An 18,979-nucleotide genomic window follows, 5' to 3' on the forward strand; every position below is an offset into this window, starting at 1 on the left:
GCCGTGCGGGAGCGGCGGAGCCGCCGGGTGCGGACCCTGACCCCCGTCCGGGGCCGGGTCCGCGGTCGGCCCCGGCTCACTTCGGCTTCCGCCGCCTCCCCCGGCCGCCGGTGACCCCGGCGCCGCGGGCCGGCGCGGGCCGGCCGCCGGACGCGGCGGCGCCGGACACCGGTTCGCCGGGCGCGCCGGACACCGGGACGCCGGACCCCGGTGCGGGTACGCGCGGCGGCGCGTCCCCGGCGGCACGGCCGGCCGCTTCCGCCGCCTCGGGCCGCCCGCGGTCCGCCGAGACGACGAGCGCGGCCAGCAGCGTCGTGACCGGCACCGACGCGACGAGTCCGATGGAGCCGACCAGCGTGCGGATGATCTCCTCGGCGACCACCTCGCTGGTGGCGACCGTCGTCACGTCGCTGCGCGCGATCGAGAACAGCAGCAGCAGCGGCAGCGCCGCCCCCGCGTAGGCCAGCACCAGGGTGTTGACGACGGACGCGATGTGGTCGCGGCCGATCCGCATGGCGGCCCGGTAGATCCGGCGCCGACTGGCCCCGGGATCGGCGTCCTTGAGTTCCCAGACGGCCGAGGTCTGGGTGACCGTCACGTCGTCGAGCACGCCGAGCGAACCGATCAGCACCCCCGCCAGCAGCAGCCCGCGGATCTCGATACCGGGGTAGAGCCCGTGCACCAGACCGGTCTGGTCGTCGGTGTTGCCGGTCAGCCCGGCCCAGCCGATGAACAACGAGCCCAGCACCCCGATCAGCAGCAGCGACACCAGGGTGCCCAGCACCGCGACCGAGGTGCGGGCCGACAGGCCGTGGCACAGGTACAGCGTGGCCAGCATGATGGCGCTCCCGCCGACCACCGCGACCACCAGCGGATTGGAACCCTGCAGTATCGCGGGCAGGATGAACAGCGTCAGCACGGCGAAGCTGATGACCAGCCCCACCAGCGCCAGCACTCCGCGCAGCCGCCCCACGAGCACCACCACGAACGCGAAGAGGCCGGCCAGCAGCACCATCGGCAGATCGCGGTCGGTGTCGACGACGCTGTACTGGAGATCGCGCGGCGCCTTCTCGGCGTAGGCGACGACGACGCCCTGCCCCACGGAGTAGCTGCGGGTGGCGTCGGGCGGGACGACCTCGGTGAAGGTGTGCCCCTTGTCCTTGCCCTCGGTGATCTCGACGGTGGCCTTCCGGCACGGCTCGTGCGCCCCGTCCTCACCGCCCTGCTCGCCGCCGCCCTGCCCGGCGGAACCGCCGCCCGAGGAGCCGGACGGCTGCCGGACGTTGGCCTTGCCGCAGTCCACCTCGGCCAGTTCCACGACCTTGGCGGTGAAGGTGGGCCGGTCGAAGCCGACCCCCGAATGGTCGTGCTGGTGCCCCGGGACGCCCCCTGGCCACAGCACCACCAGCCCGGCCAGCACGGCCGCCGCGAACGGCACCAGTACCGCCGCGATGACCTTCCGCAGATGGCGGGAGACCGGCTCGGCGGGCCCGTGCCCGTGGCCGTGCCCGTGGCTCTGCGCGCGCCCATGGCCGTGTCCGCGGCCCTGGCCGTGGGTGTGCCCGAGGCCCTGGTCGTGGCCGGGCCCGTGGCCAGGAGCGGGCGCATGGCCGGGCCCGGGGCCGGGCCCGGGGGCACGGCCGGGTTCGGGTGCGGGGACGGCGGGGTCGGTGTGGGTCACCGCCAGATCATCGCAAGAACGGCCGGGCGGGGTGTTCAGTCCGGGCCGTGTGCCGTTAGCGTAGAGGCGCCTTTGCACATCGCGGGAGCTCCGAGCACGGGGCTGAGAGGGCGCTGACCTCCGTGGAAGGGACCACGGAACCGGCTGCGCCGACCGCCGAACCTGTTACCGGGTAATGCCGGCGTAGGGAGTGGGTCTCATGACCACGCAGGATGCACACGCGCGCGCCGAGAACGCCGAACCGGCGGAGAACGCCGAAGCGGCCGGGAAGGCGCTCGGCTCGCACAAGGGATATCTGCAGGGATCGCGCCCGGACATCCGGGTCCCCGTCCGACGGGTGCACCTCACCAACGGCAGGGACGTGACGCTCTACGACACGTCCGGGCCGTACACCGACCCCGAGATCGACACCGATGTGCGCCGCGGCCTGGCGCCGCTGCGCGAGAACTGGATCATCCAGAGGGGGGACACCGAGGAGTACGCGGGCCGCGCACTGCGGCCCGAGGACGACGGCCGCAAGCACACCAGCCCACGCGGCGGAGTCGTCAGCGGCGGCGCCGACGATCTGGCGGGCCTCGACGCGGTCTTCCCGGGCCGCCCGCGCCAGCCGCGCCGCGGCCGGAACGGCGCGGCCGTCACCCAGCTCGGCTACGCGAAGCGGGGCGAGATCACCGCGGAGATGGAGTACGTCGCCCTCCGCGAGAACCGCAGCCCCGAGTTCGTCCGGGACGAGATCGCCGCGGGGCGGGCCGTGCTGCCCGCCAACGTGAACCACCCGGAGACCGAACCGATGATCATCGGGAAGAACTTCCTGGTGAAGGTGAACGCCAACATCGGCAACTCCGCCGTCACCTCCTCCATCGAGGAGGAGGTCGAGAAGATGACGTGGGCGACCCGGTGGGGCACCGACACCGTCATGGACCTCTCGACCGGCCGCAACATCCACACCACCCGCGAGTGGGTGCTGCGCAACTCCCCCGTCCCCATCGGCACGGTGCCGCTGTACCAGGCGCTGGAGAAGGTGGACGGCAAGGCCGAGGAGCTGTCCTGGGAGGTCTACAAGGACACCGTCGTCGAGCAGTGCGAGCAGGGCGTCGACTACATGACGGTGCACGCCGGGGTGCTGCTGCGCTATGTCCCGCTGACGGCGCGCCGCAAGACCGGCATCGTCTCCCGCGGCGGCTCGATCATGGCCGCGTGGTGTCTGGCGCACCACCGGGAGAGCTTCCTGTACGAGCACTTCAGCGAACTGTGCGAGATCCTGCGCTCCTACGACGTGACGTTCTCGCTGGGCGACGGGCTGCGGCCGGGGTCGATCGCGGATGCCAACGACACCGCGCAGATGGCCGAGTTGGACACACTGGGCGAGCTCAACCGGATCGCCAAGGCGCACGACGTGCAGACCATGATCGAGGGCCCCGGCCATGTGCCGATGCACAAGATCAAGGAGAACGTGGACCGCCAGCAGGAGGTCTGCGAGGAGGCCCCGTTCTACACGCTGGGTCCGCTGACGACGGACATCGCGCCCGCCTACGACCACATCACCAGCGGCATCGGCGCGGCGATGATCGGCTGGTGGGGCACCGCGATGCTCTGCTACGTCACTCCCAAGGAGCACCTGGGGCTGCCGGACCGGGACGACGTCAAGACGGGCGTGATCACCTACAAGATCGCCGCCCATGCCGCGGACGTGGCCAAGGGCCACCCGGGGGCGCAGGACTGGGACGACGCGCTCTCCGACGCCAGGTTCGAGTTCCGCTGGGAGGACCAGTTCAATCTGGCCCTCGACCCGGACACGGCCCGCTCGTTCCACGACGAGACGCTGCCGGCCGAACCGGCCAAGACCGCGCACTTCTGCTCCATGTGCGGCCCGAAGTTCTGCAGCATGAAGATCTCCCAGGAGATCCGCGAGCGGCACGGCGCGACGATGGAGGAGGTCGAGGCGGGGATGGCGGAGAAGTCCCGCGAGTTCGCCGAGGCGGGCAACCGGGTGTATCTGCCGATGGCCCCGTGAGGCCCGTGCACCGGTAGAGCGGGGGCGGGAGCCGCGAGGGCGGTTCGTGGCTCCCCCCTCCTGCCACGAACCGCCCGGCCCGATGCGCGCAGCGGCGCGGACGACAAGAGTAGTTGACTCAGGGTCAGTGTCCAATCACTTATGGATATGGACCTATTGGGCGATGTTCTGATCAGATACGCACAGTGAGGAAAGCGGAGGGTTTGGCGTGCCGTGATGCGGGCCAAATCTCCTGCATGTTCGTCGAACGCCCTGTGGTCAAGCGGACTGCCCGCGCCATCCTCCTCGCCACCGGGGAGGGTCCGGCGCCCGCCGTGGAACTGATCCTGATCAAACGCACCAAGCCCGGCCAGGAGCCGTACTGGATCACACCGGGAGGCGGCGTCGAGCCCGGCGTGGACCGCACCGTCGAGGACGCCCTGCACCGCGAGGTGGCCGAGGAACTGGGCGCGGCGATCACCGATGCGGTGCCCGCCTTCGTCGACACGGTGAGTGACCCCGCGGAGACACCGGGTGGAGTGAAGGTACAGCACTTCTTCGTGTGCCGGCTCGTCTCGCTCGATCCGCGCCTACGGCACGGACCGGAAGTGGAGGAGCCGCAAGGAGAGTACGAGATCGTACGGCTCCCCTTCACCCCGGAGGGCCTGGACTCCGTGGAGGTCGTCCCGCCGAGGCTGCGGGCCTATCTCACCGCGAACATCGAAGGGGTCCAGGCGCTGCTCGCACCCGATCTCCGCTGACCTGCCGGAGGCGCCGCCCGGACCCGCCGGTGGCGCCGCCCGCGTGCGCTAGCCGAACCAGCCCTGGAAGGTCGCCGGTTCCCGCGGCTTGCTCGGCTCCGCCTCCTGGCGGCCGCGCCGCTGGGCCTCCGCCAGCGCCCGCTCGGCCTCCAGTCGCCAGGCGGAGATGTCCCGGGCGTGCTCGGCGGACCCGGCGCTCCCCGAACGCGCCGAGATGGCGGCCGAGACCGCGGAGGACGCGGCCGGAGCCGCCGCGGCGGCGGGCTGTCGCCGCCGGGGCAGCGGCGGGAGGGCCGCCGCCCGCGCGGCCTCGTCCTCCGGCGCGGCGGCCGGTCCGGTACCGGGTGCCGGGGACGCCGGAGCGGTTGCTGCCTGCGGGGACGGCGACGCCGAGCCACCGGACGGCGGCATCGGCGGCACGGCGGGTACGGCCGGGGCGGGCGCCGGGAGTCCCGACGCGGGGATGGCGGCCGACGCGGGCGGGGTGGCCGACACGGCCTGGAGGGCCGACCCAGGCCGGGAGGCCGGCACGGACCGGGGAGCCGACGCGGGCGGGGTGGCCGGCACGGGCCGGGGAGCCGACGCAGGCGGGGAGGCCGACACGGGTGAGGCCGGAGAGGCCGGAGAGGCCGGAGAGGCCGGAGAGGCCGGAGAGGCCGGAGAGGCCGGAGAGGCCGGAGAGGCCGGCGGCGCCGTGGGAGCCGGCCCCGGCGCCGGGGATTCCGCGGAGGCGGTCGCCTCGCGCCGGGCGTCCCGGGCGTCCCGGGCGGCTCCGAAGAAGTCGCCGCCCTTGCGCTTGTAGTCGTCGGTGCCCCATTCGCGCGCCGCGCGACGCGGGGCCTTCTGGAGGTGGGGGATGTGCTTGGCGCAGTGTATGTACGCCTCCTCCACCTCGACCCGCACCCACAGCAGGGCCCGCCGGCCGGGTACCGGGTCCTGCGGCAGGTCCGGTACCGAGGGGCGCAGTTCCGCATCGTCCAGCACCTGGGCGCGGCCGTTGATGTGCAGGCCGATCCGGGCGCGGAGGAAGTCGACGAGGAGCAGGCCCACATGCGGGTTCTCCTCGATGTTGCCGAGGCTGGCGTGGACGCCGTTGCCGCGGTACTCGGGAAACACCAGGGTCCGCTCGTCCAGCACGCGCAGGAACCCGGGCGGCCCGGCGCGGAAGCTGTTGTCGCACTCGCCGCGGCTGTCGGACGTGGCGAGGAAGAACATCTCCTGCTGCTGGGTGAACTCCCGCATCCGCTCGTTGAGGTGGTCGAGCACCTGGTCCTGGTAGAACCGCTCGGCGCGCTGCTGCGAACCGATCCGCTGCTGCAGCGCGTGCTCCCCGTCGCTGCCGGGCAGCCGCGGCGGCGGGCCGGGGTGCTGGTCGGCCCCGGGGCCCGCACTCGCCGCGTGCCCCGCAGAACCGTCGCCGTATCCGTTCGCGTCACTCAACGCCGCCACTCGTCCCTTTCCTCGACCGGCCGACCGGACGGCTGCCCCGCAATCGGCCCCGGACCACCCGCCCCGGGTGACCGGCTCCGGCAGCAGCCGCGATCCGCACACCCCACCACCTACGCCCCCTGTACGACCAGTTCGTCGAGGGAATCGTGCCGTATTCGGTGCGTCGGGATCCCGAGCCCGCGCAACGTCTCGACCCCGGTCCTGATCATTCCGGGCGGCCCGGAGAGGTATCCGTCGTACGCGGGCCAGGGACCGTATCTGCGTACCGCGTCCGGGAGCTCACCCGCGAGCGCCTCGGCGGCCGAGGCCGCGCCCGCCGCGACGACGGGGCGCACCGACAGCCACCGGTGGCGGTCCTGGAGGCGCAGCATCGTCTCCAGGTCGTAGAGGTCGTGGTCGGTGCGGGCTCCGTAGAAGACCTCGACCGGGCGCACCCTTCCCCGGCTGACCACGTCCTCGACCAGCGCCTTGATGGGGGCGATACCGGTACCGCCGCCCAGGCAGAGCAGCCCGCTGTCGGCCTCGTGGTCGACGAGCATCGAGCCCGCGGGCGGGCCGAGCCGCAGCACGTCGCCGGGGCGGGCGCGCTGCACCAGTGCCGTGGAGACCCACCCGGCGGGCACGGACTTCACGTGGAAGGTCAGCAGGCCGTCGGGGCGGGGCGCGGACGCGAACGAGTAGTGCCGCCACACCCGGGGCCACCAGGGCGTCTCCAGGCTGGTGTACTGCCCGGCGCGGAACGGGTACGGCTGGTCGGGACGCACCGTGATCACGGCGATCTCGGAGGTGCGCAGTTCGTGCGAGACGATCTCCGCGTCCCACCAGGCGGGCGCCCGGCGCTCGTCCTCGGCCGCCGCGTCGATCATCGTCTGGGAGATCGCGGTGTAGGCGCGCACCCAGGCCGCCTCGGTGCGCGGGCCCCAGGTGTCGGGTGCGTAGCGCGCGATGGCGGCCATCAGGCACTCGCCGACGGCCGGGTAGTGGGCGGGCAGGGTGCCGTACTTGCGGTGGCCCCGGCCCAGGCCGGCGAGGTACTCGCCGAGCAGCTTGCCGTCGTCGAAGAGGCGCACGGCGGTCAGCAGCGCGCGGAAGAGCCGGTCGCGCTGGCCGTCCATGGCGGCCGGGAACATCTCGCGCAGGTGCGGGTACTGGACGAACAGCAGCGCGTAGAAGTAGGCGGTCGCCGAGTCGGCGGAACGTTCCAGCTCCGCCATGGACGCCCCGATCAACTCGGAGTCGCCGAGCTGGTCGCCCGCGGGCTCAGCGGGAGGGGCGGGAGCGGCGGGCGCCGCCCACCCGGCGGTGGCCGCCGGGGCCGCGGCGCCGGGTTCGGGAACCGCCTCCGGCTCGTGCGCGTGTTCGGGTTCCGGTTCGTGTTCCGGTTCCGGTGCGGCCGTTGCCGCCGCCTGCTGGGACGGTACCGCCTCAGGTCCGCCTGGCGCGGGGCGCTCCGCGGTCGCGGCATCGGACGCCGGGGTGAACCATCCCCGTCCGCCGCTGCCACCGGCGGACGCACCGTCGCTGCCCGACATGGTGGTCATGCTCGCCTCGCCTCGTACCTCTTCCGGACGTTCTGTGCACATCCGTGTTCCGAAAGTTCCGGTGCACCGCCCCCTGTGCACACCGTGCTCAGGACACTTTGCACTCCTTACCGCACGATGCGGGAGGGACCGACCATACCGTGAAGCCTTCACGCCACAACCCCCGTTCGCGGTTCCCGCGAATTCCGCCATTCGGAACCCGCGCAGGAATTACCGTGCCGCGGAGACGAGTCCGTGGGCCTCCCGGAGATCACTTCCGGTGTAGTGGTGGGAGGCGAGCGAGCGGACATGGTGGTCGGCGTTCACCGCCACGGAGACCGGCACGGCGGCGAACAGCTCCGCGTCGGAGAGGGAGTCCCCGTACGCCACGCAGTCCGCCAACCCGAGCCCGAATTGGGCGCAGAGCTCCTCCGCGATCTTCACCTTCGACGAGGGCGAAAGAATCCCGGCGGGATCGAGAGGATGCGCCGGATACTTCGTACTTCCGTTCGGAATTGCGCGCGGAACCTCCGGCCACCGCGAACCGTGGGTAACCTCGGCCCCCCAATCCTGTAGTCTCCGCACAAAGAAATCCGGCGAGAGGGAAATCACGGCGCAGCGCTCGCCCTCCGCCCTGAGCCCGGCCCACACCTCCGGGATGCCCGTCAGCCACGGTGCGCCCGAGAAGGCCGCGGACACGATCTCGTCGTCGAGCGCCGACCACAGCGCACACGCCCGGAGGGCGAACTGCGGCGGTGTCAGTTTCCGTTCCGCAAAAGCCCGTTCGAGATCCCGGATCTCGGCGTCGACCCCGAGCTGCCGGGATATCTCCACGGAGGCCGCCGAACCGTACAGCAGCGTTCCGTCGAGATCGAAGAGATGGAGCCGGGGGCGGCGTTCTCCCGGCGTCGGCCGCGGATTCGGATGCTCAGCCGGATGCATACCGGCGATCGTACGGGCGCGGACGGGCGCGGGCGGGCGGGGTCCCGGGCCGGGGCACGGGCACCGGGCGCGTACGGGCCGCCGCCGGGCGACGGGCAGGCCGCGCGACGCCGCGTACTCGGGGCCGAGTAGCCCCCGATACTCCCGCTGTCGGACGCCCCGGACGCCGGACGGCGGCACAGTCGACGGCATGCGGCAACTGTCCCGGCGTGCCCGCAGCGGCACTCTCGCGCTCCACGTCTGCTCCTCGGCCGGCTGGCTCGGCATGACGCTGTGCCTGCTCGCCCTCGGCCTCACCGCGGCCCTCACCGGGTCGGGGCCGGCGGCCGAGGCGTCCTACCGCTCGATGAAGGTCTTCGCCGACTGGCTGCTGGCGCCGCTCGCGCTGGTCACCCTGGCCAGCGGCGTGCTGCTGTCGGTGGGCACCCGCTGGGGGCTGGCACGGTACTGGTGGGTGTGGATCAAGTTCTGGCTCACGCTGGCCGCCACCCTGGCGAGCGTGCTCCTCTTCCGGACGCGGATCGACAGCACGGTCGCCGACGTGGCCGCGGGGCGCCCGGTCCTGCCGTACGAGCTGGTGATCCCGCCGCTCGTCTCGCTGAGCGCCTACACGTTCATGACCGTCATCTCGGTGCTGAAGCCCTGGGGGCGAACCGCGCGGGGCCGCCGCAGCACCCCGGTGAGCCGCCGCCGGTCACCGGCGTCCGGACGGCGGAGCCGGTCAGCGCCCTCGGCCTCCGGACGGCGGGCCGTCGGCTGACGGCCCGGTCCCGGCGTACGCGGGCGCCGGCTCGGCGGCGCCGTCCGGTGCGGCCGCCCCGGCAGCCGCCCGGATCCCGGTCCGGGGCGCCGCGGTGGCGCCCCGGGGGCCGCGCCGCTCCAGGAGTGCGGAGGTCACGGCCAGCGCCAGGGCGCCCAGGGCAAGTCCGGCGCCCGCGATGTTCGGCGACGTCGGGCCGAAACCGGCCCCGAGGACCAGCCCGCCGAGCCAGGTGGCGAGCGCGTTGCCGAGGTTGAAGGCGCCGATGTTCATGGCCGAGGCGAGGGTGGGCGCGTTCGCCGTCTGGTCGAGCACCCGCTTCTGCAACGGCGGGACGGTGGCGAAGCCGAACGCGCCGATCAGGGTCAGCGTGACGGCGGCCGCCGCCTTGTCGTGCGCCGTGACGGTGAACGCGGCCAGCGTCCCGGCCAGCGCGACCAGGGCGATGCACAGCATGGGCAGCAGGGCCCGGTCCGCGAACCGGCCACCGACCAGGTTCCCGGCGACCATGCCGACCCCGAAGAGGACCAGCAGCCAGGTCACGGAGGTGTCGGCGTACCCGGCGGCCTCCGTCATCATCGGCGCGATGTAGGTGATCGCGGCGAAGACCCCGCCGAAGCCGAGGACGGTCATCCCCATCGCCAGCAGCACCTGGACGTTGCGGAAGGCGGCCAGCTCGTCACGGATCCGGCCGGTACGGGGCCGTCCGGGGCCGGGCTCGGGGACGGGGCCGTCCGGGGCCGGGCTCGGGACCGGGGCCGGGGCCGGGATGTCCCGGGGTACCAGGGCGGCGACGCCCGCCAGCCCCAGCACTCCCAGCCCGGCGACGGCGACGAAGGTGAGCCGCCAGCCCGCCTGCTGCCCCAGCAGGGTGCCCAGCGGTACGCCGACCACGTTCGCGAGGGTCAGCCCGGTGAACATCAGGGAGATGGCCGCGGCCTTGCGGTGCGGGGCCACCAGTCCGGCCGCGACGATCGAGCCGATGCCGAAGAAGGCACCGTGCGCGAGCGAGGCGATGACCCGGCCCGCGAGCATCACGCCGAAGGCGGGCGCGAGCGCGGAGACCAGGTTGCCCAGCACGAACAGCCCCATCAGCAGCATCAGCATCCGCTTGCGGGAGATCCGGGTGCCCAGGACGGCGAGGACCGGGGCGCCCAGCAGGACCCCGACCGCGTAGCCGGAGGCCAGATACCCGGCGGTGGGGATGGAGACCCCGAACTCGGCGGCGACCTCGGGCAGCAGCCCCATGATCACGAACTCGGTGGTCCCGATGCCGAAGGCGCCGATGGCGAGCGCCAGCAGGGCGAGAGGCATGAGCGGGGAACCTTTCAATGCGCGAGACGATTACAAGCGTCGACATTAATTGCAGACGCTGGATATATGCAAACGCCGACTATTGCGGTGATGCTCTAGCCTGGGAGGCGCGCAGCTCCGCTCCGGCGGCGCGGCGCCGGTCCGCCCCCGTACTGCGGGGGTCCGGGCGGCCGACCGCAAGCCGGAAGCCGGGAGAGCGGACGGAACGGACAGCCCGACGACGGTCGGCCGGGAGAGGAGCCCCTTCATGTCACGCCACGCCGATCTGGGCCTCGCACAGGGCTGGTGCGCGCTCTCCGCGCTGCACGGCCGGATCGAGACCCACATCGAACGGGCGCTGCACGCCGCACACGGGCTCAGCGTGCGCGAGTTCTCCCTGCTGGACGTCCTGAGCGAACAGCACGACGGGGACGGCGGCCACTTCCGGATGAACCAGCTCGCCGACACCGTCGTCCTCAGCCAGAGCGCGACGACCCGCCTGGTCAGCCGGCTGGAAGAACGCGGGCTGCTCCGCCGCTACCTGTGCCCCGACGACCGGCGCGGCATCTACACCGACGTCACCGAAGAGGGCCACGCCCTGCTGGACGCGGCACGTCCCACCCACGACACCGCGCTCAAGGAGGCGCTGGCCGCGGCCGAGGCCCGGCCCGAACTCGCCCCCCTGGCCGCCGCCGTCCGCGCGCTCGCCCCCGCCCGGCCCGCGGAGTGACCGCCTGGGCCCCGCCCGCGGGCCCGAGGCGTACAGTGCGGAAGATGACCACGACTTCCGGCGGTTCGGGAACCCCCGCCGAGACGCCCGCGGCGGAGCTGACCATCCGGCGGGCGCGGGCCGGGGACATCCCCGCGATCGTCGCCATGCTCGCCGACGACACCCTCGGCGCCACCCGTGAGACCCCGTCCGATCTCGCCCCGTACCGCGCCGCGTTCGAGCGGGTCGACGCCGACCCGCACCAGCACCTCGTCGTCGCCGAGATCGACGGCAGAACCGTCGGCACCCTGCATCTGACGATCATCCCGGGACTGTCCCGCCGCGGTTCCACCCGCTCCCTCATCGAGGCCGTACGGGTGCACACCGATCAGCGCGGCAGCGGTCTGGGCACCCGGCTCATCGAGTGGGCAGTCGCCGAGTCCCGGCGTCAGGAGAGCGTGCTGGTCCAGCTCACCTCCGACGCCACCCGCGTCGAGGCGCACCGCTTCTACGAGCGCCTGGGCTTCCAGGCCTCGCACCTCGGCTTCAAGATGCCGCTCGTCTGACCGTCCGGACGGGACGCCGCAGCCCCCCACCGCGGCCGGGGCGGGCCGCAGCGGCTCGGGCCGCAACCGGCTCAGGCGGCGCCGCGCCGCTCTCGGCAGGAGGCCATCGAGCCTCTGGCCGCGGGCCCGGGCCCGGCCCAGGGACCCGCTCCGCAGGAGCCCGCACCCGGAGCCGCGCCTCCGCCCGCACCGACCGTGGGGACCGCCGTCGCGCTCCCCGCAGGGATACCGAGCCGCTGCCACACCCGCCCGCGCAGCAGCGCGTACTCCTCGCCCCTGCGCAGCGAGTGGCGCATCGGGCGCGGCACCGAGACGCCCTCCATGACGACCTGACCGGCGCGGAACCGGTCGCGGGTGAGGTCGATCTGGGAGCCGTCCGGCAGCCTGTTCCACCAGTGGAATCCCTGCCGGCCACCGTGCACCCCGTACACCTCCCCGCACATCAGCTCTCCGCCGAGCAGGTCCTGCACCACCAGCGCCGTCACGTCGCACTGCCCCCACGCAGGGTTCGCCGGACTCCAGCCCCCGCGCGCCAGATCGTCCGGGGCGCAGGTGTCAGCGCCCCAGGAAGCGCGCAGCGCTCCCTCGATCCGGCCCAACTCCGAAGCACCCGCGCCCATACCGGAAACCCCGACCGCATCCGCACTCATGTCCGCAAGCATGCCCCACCCCACTGACAACGACCCCTGCCGACCGCGTCGGACCGCGCACACCGCGGCCGCTTCCCGGGCCCGGGGTCAGCTCGGCCCGAAGCCGCCGTAGGGCCGGAGCGGCACGACGCGGAACTCCGACATCTCCTTCCGGGCCAGCGGAAGGGTGTCCACGGCCGCCTGCGCCTCCTGTGGCGAGCCGGCCTCCAGCAGGAAGCAGGCCCCCGGCCCGTCCCCGCGCAGCCAGATCTGCCGCAGTACCCCGTCCGCGTACAACTTCCGGACCGCCGCGGTCTCCTCGGGGAGCACGGCCGCGAACTCCTCCTCGGAATAGCGGTCGCTGTAGCGGCGGGTCATCACCAGGAACTGCATGCTCCGACCCTACTCCGGGCCGGTCCCCGCAGATCACCGGCCGAGCGTCCGGAGCCGCGTACGCGACGTGGTCCACGTGCTCCGGACGTCCGCCGGCCCGGCTGAGCCGGCTCAGCCGTCGCCCAGCGTGCGGGCGAGGAGGGGCAGCAGCCGGTCCCAGTGGCGCCGCAACCCCTCCGGGCTGAAGGCGTCGGTGTCGGACATCGTGTAGCCGTGCAGCGTGCCGGGATAGATCTCCGAGGTGTAGCGGACCCCGGCGGCGTCCAGGGCCTGGTTCAGCTCACCGAGGGCCTCCGGCGTCAGATCGGTCTCGGCGTGCCCGAGGTGGATCTCGGCGGTGATCCTGGAGAGCAGGCGGTGCAGACTGTCCGGCTCGTCGGCGCCCACCGGGCCGTGGAACCCGGCGACGGCCGCCACCCGGTCGGGGAAGGCCGAGGCCGTGCGCACCGCCAGGAGACCGCCGATGCAGTAGCCCGTCACCGCGACGGGTCCGGGGCGGACCTCCGGCTGCGCGGAGAGGAACTCCAGGTAGGACTCGGCGTCGCGCACGATCCGTTCGTCGGTGTGCGCCTCGATCAGGGGCATCAGCTTGCCGATGGCCGCGTCCCGGGCCTCGTCCCCGATGTGCTCGGGGAGTTCGACCACCGGTGCCGGACCGCTCCGGTAGAAGAAGTTGGGGACGAGCACGTAGTACCCGTGCCCGGCCAGTTCCTGCGCGAGTTCGCGCAGCACGGGCCGGTTGCCGAAGGCGTCCCCGTACATCAGCACCCCCGGGTGCTGTCCGGCACTGTCGGGAAGGGCGGCGAAAGCGTCGGCCCGGCCGTCCGCGGTGGGAATCGACAGCGTCTTGATGGGCATGGATCCTCCTGTCCGTTCGATCCCTCGAGCCTATGATCGTCACGGCCGGAACGGGGCCCTTCTCCGCCGCCGGGTCCAGGAGGGCTGCTCGCTCCCGGCCCGCTTCACCCGGGAGCCTCCCGCCGCTCCCCCCGGTCCGTCCCGCCGGCCTCCGCGAGCAGCCTGCTCACCCGGCGCATGACGTCCACCTGCGCGGGGTTGTAGAGGTCCACGAGGGCCCTGTCGATCGTCTCCCCGACGAACTCCTTGCCGCGCGCGGCATCGGCGGGCAGCGTGGTCAGCCCCGGATGCTCCCGGTACAGCGCCCGCAGCGAAGGCACCAGGCGCTCGGACAGGTCGGCGCGGGTCCGCTCGTCGGCGTCGCCGGGCAGCTTCTCGAACTCCTCGCCGATCGGACCGATGGTGGGGTTCTGCAGGAAGTCGGCGTAGGACTCCATGCCCTTGGGGCCGAGCAGGGTGCCCATGACGGTGACGAACGAGCGGTCCGCCTCGGGCATCGGGGTGTCGGCGGTCGCGGCGAACTCGGGCGGCAGATCGGTCGGCGCCGACCTGTCCAGAATGAGGGCGAGTTCCGCCCTGGCCCGCTGCAGCCGTTCGATGGTGGCCGCCAGTTCGGCGTCGAGGGTGCGCAACGCGTCCTCCGGATGGTCGTCGGTGGCGCCCATCTCGGCGATCCGGGACAGCGAGAACCCGAGATCCACCAGGCGCTTGATCCGCAGCAGCCGGACGAGATGGGCCACGCCGTACTGCTTGTAGCCGTTGGCGCGGCGCTCCGGTTCCTCGAGCAGGCCGACCTCGTGGTAGTGCCGCACCGCGCGCAGGCTGGTGCCCGCGAGTTCTGCTATCTCCCGCGTGCTCCACGCCACGATGCTCCCGCTCCGTTCCGCCGCTGGACGTCGGCGCGGCGGCGCCGACGGACCCAAGTCCAAACCATGCCGTCGCGGCATGGTCAAGTGCGCCCGCGCGACGAGACATCCCCGAAGCCCCCGACCGGTGGCCCGAGCGCCACCATCCCGGCGGGAAAGGCCGCCCGGCGGTGCACCCGCGGCGGGCACCGGCCCGGGAACCCGCCGGAGCACCGGCTGTTCGGAAGCCGCCCGCGGGAACGTGATCCACCCCACACCAGCCGCGGCTTGAGTATGCCGTAACGGCACGGTCTTTCCTGTTCCCCCCGTTCGCCAACCGCTCACGACGGAATCCAGGAGGGCACCGATGACCACGACCGATCAGCGCACGCTCACCACCTCCACCGGAGCCACCCCCGCAGCCACCCCGGCAGCCGCGCCGGGAGCCATGCCCGAAGCCGCGCCCGGTCTCGCCCCGGCAGGAGCCCCGGCAGGAGCCCCGGCCGATGAACGCGGGCCCGACCCGGCCCCGGAAGCCCCGGCCGCCGAGCCCGCTCCGGCCTCGTCGCAGCAGAAGCTGCTGGACCAACTCGGCGGCACCCGGGGGATGGTCTGCACAGCCATCCCGGTAGCGGCGTTCGTCGCGGCCAACGCGGCCGTCACGCTGCCGATCGCGATCGGCGTCGCCCTCACCCTGGCGGCTGCGATCACCGTGTGGCGCACGGTGCAGGGCGAGCGCTTCGCCACGGCGGTCGGCGGTCTCGTCGGCGTGGCCACCGCCGGCGGCGTCGCGGCCTGGACGGGCTCGGCGGGCGACTTCTTCCTGATCGGCATCTGGGCGAGCTTCGCCGGGGCACTGGTCCTGCTCGGCTCCCTGCTCGCACGCCGCCCGCTGACCGGCGTGCTGTGGAACGTGTCGCACGGCAACACACACCCGTGGCGCGGCGACCGGCCCAGCCTGCTCGCGCACGACATCGCCACCGGCACGCTCACCGTCCTGCTCGCGGCCAGGTTCGCCGTACAGCAGTGGCTCTACCTGACCGACGCCACCGGCTGGCTGGCCGTCGCCAAGATCGGCATGGGCACCCCGCTGCTGGCACCGGCGCTGCTGGTCGTCTTCTGGTCGTTCCGCCGCTCGACGAAGCGGCTGGTCCGCTGACCGGGCCCGCCGCACCCCGGCGGCCCGCACCCTGCGCCCCCGACCGCGGCTCCGGCCCAGGCCCAGGCCCTCGGCTCCGGCTCCGGCTCCGAGGGCCCATGCCCCTGCGGCGCGGCGACCCGTTCGTGGAACGCCTCTCGGGCTGTTCGCCGGTCATTCGGTCCGAGCGGCCTGTTGCCGTTCCTCCCGTGGGTGTCCGGTGACGGATCCAGCGGCGGGAGAGTGCTCGGCGGCACGTGGGAACCTCCTGTCGACGGCCCACACGGCCAGCGCACAGACCGCGAATCCGGCCCCGAGGAGGCTGGCGGCCGCCCAGCCCCGGGCGGTGAAGGCGGCGGTGGTCGTGGCCGCACCGAGGGCGGAGCCGAGCGAGTAGAAGACCATGTAGCTGCCGATGGCACTGCTCGTGCGGTCGGGGTAGGCGGCGGTGAGCTGGTGCTGGTTGCTCACGTGCACGGCCTGGACGGCGAAGTCGAGCAGCACGATTCCGAGGACGAGGAGCGGGAGTGACCGCGGCAACTGCGCGATCGCTGCCCAGGAGAGGGCGAGCAGGACGAGCGCCGAGCCGGTGACCGGGACCGCCCGTCCCGCGTCCGCCCAGCGTCCCGCGCGGGCGGCGGCGAGCGCACCGGCGAGTCCGACGAGGCCGAACAGTCCGATCCGGCTCTCGCCCAGGCGCCACGGTGCGCCCGCGAGCGGCAGGGACAGTCCGCTCCACAGCGCTCCGAACGAGGCGAACAGGAAGAACGCGACGAGTCCGCGCGTCAGCAGGAGGCGCTGCCCGAACAATCCGCCGAACGCGGCGATGACCCGCCGGTATCTCTCCGGCCCCGGGGACCGGTCGGAGCGCTCCTCCGGCGGCAGCGCACCGAGTACGAGGGCGGCGAGCCCGAGGGAGAGCGCCGCGAGTCCGGCGTAGACGCTGCGCCATCCCCAGATGTCGGCGAGTGTTCCGGTGACGACCCGCGCGCCCAGGATGCCGACCACGACGCCGGAGGTGACGACGCCGATGCTCCGCCCGCGCTCGGCGGGCCGCGCGACCGACGCGGCGTAGGCCACCGCGGTCTGCACCACGACCGCGAACAGCCCGGCAACGGCCAGCCCGGTGAACGCCGTCCATGCGGTGTGCGCCGAAGCGGTCAGGGCCATGCCCACGGCCCCGGCCGCCAGGTGTGCGGCGATGAGCCGCCGTCTGTCGATCACGTCGCCGAGCGGCACCAGCAGCACCAGCCCCGCCAGATAGCCGAACTGGCCGGTCGCGACGATCCATCCGGTGAGTCCGGCCGGCACACCGATTTCGCGTCCCATCGGGCCCAGGACCGGCTGGGCGGCATAGATGTCCGCCACCGCGGCACCGCAGACCGTCGCGAGCAGCAACCGGCGCCACACGTCCATCGCACTCCTCAAATCAGTAGCAGATTGCAACTGTTTTTACGTTAGGGCATGCTGGTTTCAATCCGCAACTGATTGGGAGGCGTCATGCCGCGCAGCACCGAGCGCGCCCCTGACCCGGACTGGACCGACGCCGAATGCCCCGTCGCCCGTACGCTGGACCTGGTCGGCGACAGATGGAGCCTGCTCGTCATCCGCGACGCCATGGACGGGGCACGCTCGTTCACCGAGTTCCAGCGACGCACCGGTATCGCGCGCAACATCCTCACCGACCGCCTCCGCAAGCTCACCGCTCACGGGTTCCTGACCCAGCGCACCGCTCCCTCGGGGCGCCGCCGGGAGTACGTGCTCACCGACGCCGGCCGCGACCTCTTCCCGGTCATCCTCACGCTGCGGCAGTGGGGAGAACGCCACGCCTTCGCACCCGGCGAGGCCCACTCCACCCTCGTCGACGAGCACGGCACGCCGGTCCCGCACCTCGCACCGGCCGGCGCCGACGGCACGCCCCTGGGAGCCGGCACCACCCAGGTGCGGAAGGTCCGGTAGCAGCCCGCCCCTCAGCGGGCTGCGGCCCGGCACCGCGGCGGACGAGAGCGGGCGCCGGTCCCGCGCCCCGGCCCGCGGCCTTCCGCACGCCCGGCCACACGTGCCGCCCGCGCGTGCCGCCCGCGCGCTTCCGCCGACAGTGAAGACCGGCCCGGTCGGCTCCGGCGGTCAGTACCGTCCGTACTCATGACGACGATCAGCACCCGCGAGGTCGAGTACCCGGCCGACGGCCTCACGATGATCGGGCACCTCGCCCTCCCGGCCGGTACCGGCCGCCGCCCCGGCGTCCTGGTCGGTCCCGAGGGACCGGGGCTGAACGACTTCCAGCGCCGCCGGGCCGACGCCCTCGCCGAACTCGGTTACGTGGCCCTGGTCTTCGACCTGCACGGCGGCGGACGCTGGTTCACCGACCCCGAGGAGATGCTGGCCCGTACGACACCGCTCCTCGCCGACCCCGACCGGCTGCGGGACATCGGCCATGCGGCGCTCGACGTGCTGCGCGCCGAGCCGCGGACCGACCCCGGCCGGATCGCCGCCGTCGGCTACGGCACCGGAGGCGCGATCGCGCTGGAACTCGGGCGCGACGGTGTCGACCTGCGGGCGATCGGAACGGTCAACGCGCTGACCACGGGCCGACCGGGCGAAGCCGCACACATCCGCTGCCCCGTGTGGGCCGGGGTCGGCTCCGAGGACCCGATCATGCCCGCCGAGCAGCGGGACGCCTTCGCGGCCGAGATGCAGGCAGCAGGCGTCGACTGGCGCCTGATGGTCTACGGCGGCGCCCTGCACGCGTTCCACCACCCGTCCGTCGACCAGACCACCGTCCCCGGCGTCGCACACCACCCCCGGCACGCACGGCGAGCCTGGCGCGACATCGTCGACCTGCTCGCCGAGTGCGTACCGGTGACGGAATGAGCCGGCCGCTCGGGGCCGTACGCGCTCCGGGCGGCCGCGGCCCCGAGGGCGGATGCGTGCCCCCCGGACAGCCCTCAGTCGAGGCAGAACTCGTTGCCCTCGACGTCCTGCATCACGAGGCAGGACTCGTTCTCCTCGTCGGCGAGCAGCAGACGCACACGCTGCGCGCCGAGTGCGACCAGCCTCGCGCACTCGGCCTCCAGCGCGGCGACACGCTCCTCGCCGACCAGCCCGGTACCGGCCCGCACATCGAGGTGCAGGCGGTTCTTGGCGACCTTTCCCTCGGGAACCCGCTGGAAGAACAGCCGCGGGCCCGTGCCCGAGGGATCACTGCAGGCGAACGCGGCGTCCCGGCGCTCCGGCGGCAGCGAACGGTTGTACTCGTCCCACGTGCCGAACCCCTCCGGCGGCGGCGGTACGACGTACCCCAGCACCTCGCACCAGAAGCGGGCGACGCGCTCGGGCGACGCGCAGTCGAAGGTGACCTGGAACTCCTTGATCGACGCCATCGGCCCACCCTAGCGGCACACACTGCTCCTCGGCCCGGGGAGACTCCCGGGATACCCCC

General features: G+C 73.2%; 19 protein-coding genes. 8 read left to right on the forward strand and 11 right to left on the reverse strand.

Going from position 1 to position 18,979, the window contains the following annotated elements; all coding sequences use genetic code 11:
* Positions 1–76 precede the first annotated feature (76 nt).
* Positions 77–1,681, reverse strand: coding sequence for a YibE/F family protein (locus A949_RS0114310; protein ID WP_019356702.1), 1,605 nt, complete (start codon positions 1,679–1,681; stop codon positions 77–79).
* 199 nt (positions 1,682–1,880) lie between these two features.
* Here A949_RS0114310 and thiC point away from each other — a divergent pair, with 199 nt between their 5' ends.
* Both thiC and A949_RS0114320 read left to right on the forward strand, forming a co-directional pair.
* The gene (gene thiC / locus A949_RS0114315) at positions 1,881–3,695 is read left to right on the forward strand and encodes a phosphomethylpyrimidine synthase ThiC (protein ID WP_019356703.1); all 1,815 of its coding nucleotides are present in this window, start codon (positions 1,881–1,883) and stop codon (positions 3,693–3,695) included.
* 236 nt (positions 3,696–3,931) lie between these two features.
* Positions 3,932–4,435 (forward strand): NUDIX domain-containing protein, encoded by a 504-nt coding sequence (locus tag A949_RS0114320; RefSeq protein WP_019356704.1) that lies wholly within the window; start codon positions 3,932–3,934, stop codon positions 4,433–4,435.
* 48 nt (positions 4,436–4,483) lie between these two features.
* Here the strand turns inward: A949_RS0114320 and A949_RS39755 are convergent, their stop codons facing one another.
* The 3 genes from A949_RS39755 to A949_RS0114335 all read right to left on the reverse strand — a co-directional run bounded on the left by A949_RS39755 (position 4,484) and on the right by A949_RS0114335 (position 8,346).
* Positions 4,484–5,884, reverse strand: coding sequence for a pyridoxamine 5'-phosphate oxidase family protein (locus A949_RS39755; RefSeq protein WP_019356705.1), 1,401 nt, complete (start codon positions 5,882–5,884; stop codon positions 4,484–4,486).
* 110 nt (positions 5,885–5,994) lie between these two features.
* A complete protein-coding gene (locus A949_RS33455; protein ID WP_019356706.1) occupies positions 5,995–7,425 on the reverse strand; it encodes a globin domain-containing protein in 1,431 nt (476 codons plus the stop codon).
* 210 nt (positions 7,426–7,635) lie between these two features.
* Positions 7,636–8,346, reverse strand: coding sequence for an HAD family hydrolase (locus tag A949_RS0114335; RefSeq protein WP_051019493.1), 711 nt, complete (start codon positions 8,344–8,346; stop codon positions 7,636–7,638).
* A 190-nt stretch (positions 8,347–8,536) separates the two neighbouring features.
* On the opposite strand from A949_RS0114335, the gene A949_RS33460 reads away from it, so the two are divergent.
* A complete protein-coding gene (locus A949_RS33460; protein ID WP_019356708.1) occupies positions 8,537–9,106 on the forward strand; it encodes a hypothetical protein in 570 nt (189 codons plus the stop codon).
* Here the strand turns inward: A949_RS33460 and A949_RS0114345 are convergent.
* Positions 9,068–10,420, reverse strand: coding sequence for an MFS transporter (locus A949_RS0114345; RefSeq protein WP_019356709.1), 1,353 nt, complete (start codon positions 10,418–10,420; stop codon positions 9,068–9,070). The two genes, A949_RS33460 and A949_RS0114345, sit on opposite strands and share 39 nt — an antisense overlap.
* Before the next feature lie 247 nt (positions 10,421–10,667).
* Between A949_RS0114345 and A949_RS0114350 the strand changes: the two genes are divergently transcribed.
* Both A949_RS0114350 and A949_RS0114355 read left to right on the forward strand, forming a co-directional pair.
* Positions 10,668–11,129: a MarR family winged helix-turn-helix transcriptional regulator gene (locus tag A949_RS0114350; RefSeq protein ID WP_019356710.1), complete on the forward strand. Its 462-nt coding sequence runs from the start codon at positions 10,668–10,670 to the stop codon at positions 11,127–11,129.
* A 44-nt stretch (positions 11,130–11,173) separates the two neighbouring features.
* On the forward strand, positions 11,174–11,674 hold the full coding sequence (locus A949_RS0114355; protein WP_019356711.1) for a GNAT family N-acetyltransferase: 501 nt from the start codon (positions 11,174–11,176) through the stop codon (positions 11,672–11,674).
* Between the two features lie 71 nt (positions 11,675–11,745).
* Here the strand turns inward: A949_RS0114355 and A949_RS33465 are convergent, their stop codons facing one another.
* From A949_RS33465 to A949_RS0114375, 4 genes are all read right to left on the reverse strand, one after another.
* Complete coding sequence (locus tag A949_RS33465) at positions 11,746–12,324, reverse strand: YunG family protein (protein ID WP_175488413.1); 579 nt, start codon at positions 12,322–12,324, stop codon at positions 11,746–11,748.
* Between the two features lie 87 nt (positions 12,325–12,411).
* Positions 12,412–12,696, reverse strand: a complete 285-nt coding sequence (locus A949_RS0114365; protein WP_019356713.1) for a muconolactone Delta-isomerase family protein — start codon at positions 12,694–12,696, stop codon at positions 12,412–12,414.
* A gap of 111 nt (positions 12,697–12,807) precedes the next feature.
* A complete protein-coding gene (locus A949_RS0114370; RefSeq protein WP_019356714.1) occupies positions 12,808–13,554 on the reverse strand; it encodes a dienelactone hydrolase family protein in 747 nt (248 codons plus the stop codon).
* 104 nt (positions 13,555–13,658) lie between these two features.
* Positions 13,659–14,420, reverse strand: a complete 762-nt coding sequence (locus A949_RS0114375) for a helix-turn-helix domain-containing protein (protein WP_019356715.1) — start codon at positions 14,418–14,420, stop codon at positions 13,659–13,661.
* A 346-nt stretch (positions 14,421–14,766) separates the two neighbouring features.
* Here A949_RS0114375 and A949_RS33470 point away from each other — a divergent pair, with 346 nt between their 5' ends.
* Entirely contained in the window at positions 14,767–15,558 is a 792-nt protein-coding gene (locus A949_RS33470; RefSeq protein WP_019356716.1) for a DUF3159 domain-containing protein, read from the forward strand.
* Positions 15,559–15,711: 153 nt separating this feature from the next.
* Here the strand turns inward: A949_RS33470 and A949_RS33475 are convergent, their stop codons facing one another.
* Positions 15,712–16,953: an MFS transporter gene (locus A949_RS33475; RefSeq protein WP_019356717.1), complete on the reverse strand. Its 1,242-nt coding sequence runs from the start codon at positions 16,951–16,953 to the stop codon at positions 15,712–15,714.
* Positions 16,954–17,037: 84 nt separating this feature from the next.
* Here A949_RS33475 and A949_RS0114390 point away from each other — a divergent pair, with 84 nt between their 5' ends.
* Positions 17,038–17,496: a winged helix-turn-helix transcriptional regulator gene (locus A949_RS0114390; protein WP_019356718.1), complete on the forward strand. Its 459-nt coding sequence runs from the start codon at positions 17,038–17,040 to the stop codon at positions 17,494–17,496.
* A gap of 186 nt (positions 17,497–17,682) precedes the next feature.
* On the forward strand, positions 17,683–18,411 hold the full coding sequence (locus A949_RS0114395) for a dienelactone hydrolase family protein (RefSeq protein ID WP_019356719.1): 729 nt from the start codon (positions 17,683–17,685) through the stop codon (positions 18,409–18,411).
* Positions 18,412–18,485: 74 nt separating this feature from the next.
* On the opposite strand, the gene A949_RS0114400 is transcribed toward A949_RS0114395, so the two are convergent.
* Positions 18,486–18,920, reverse strand: coding sequence for a VOC family protein (locus A949_RS0114400; protein ID WP_019356720.1), 435 nt, complete (start codon positions 18,918–18,920; stop codon positions 18,486–18,488).
* Positions 18,921–18,979 lie beyond the last annotated feature (59 nt).

The organism is Streptomyces sp. AA1529 (assembly GCF_000280905.1).
Taxonomy (GTDB): Bacteria; Actinomycetota; Actinomycetes; order Streptomycetales; family Streptomycetaceae; genus Streptomyces.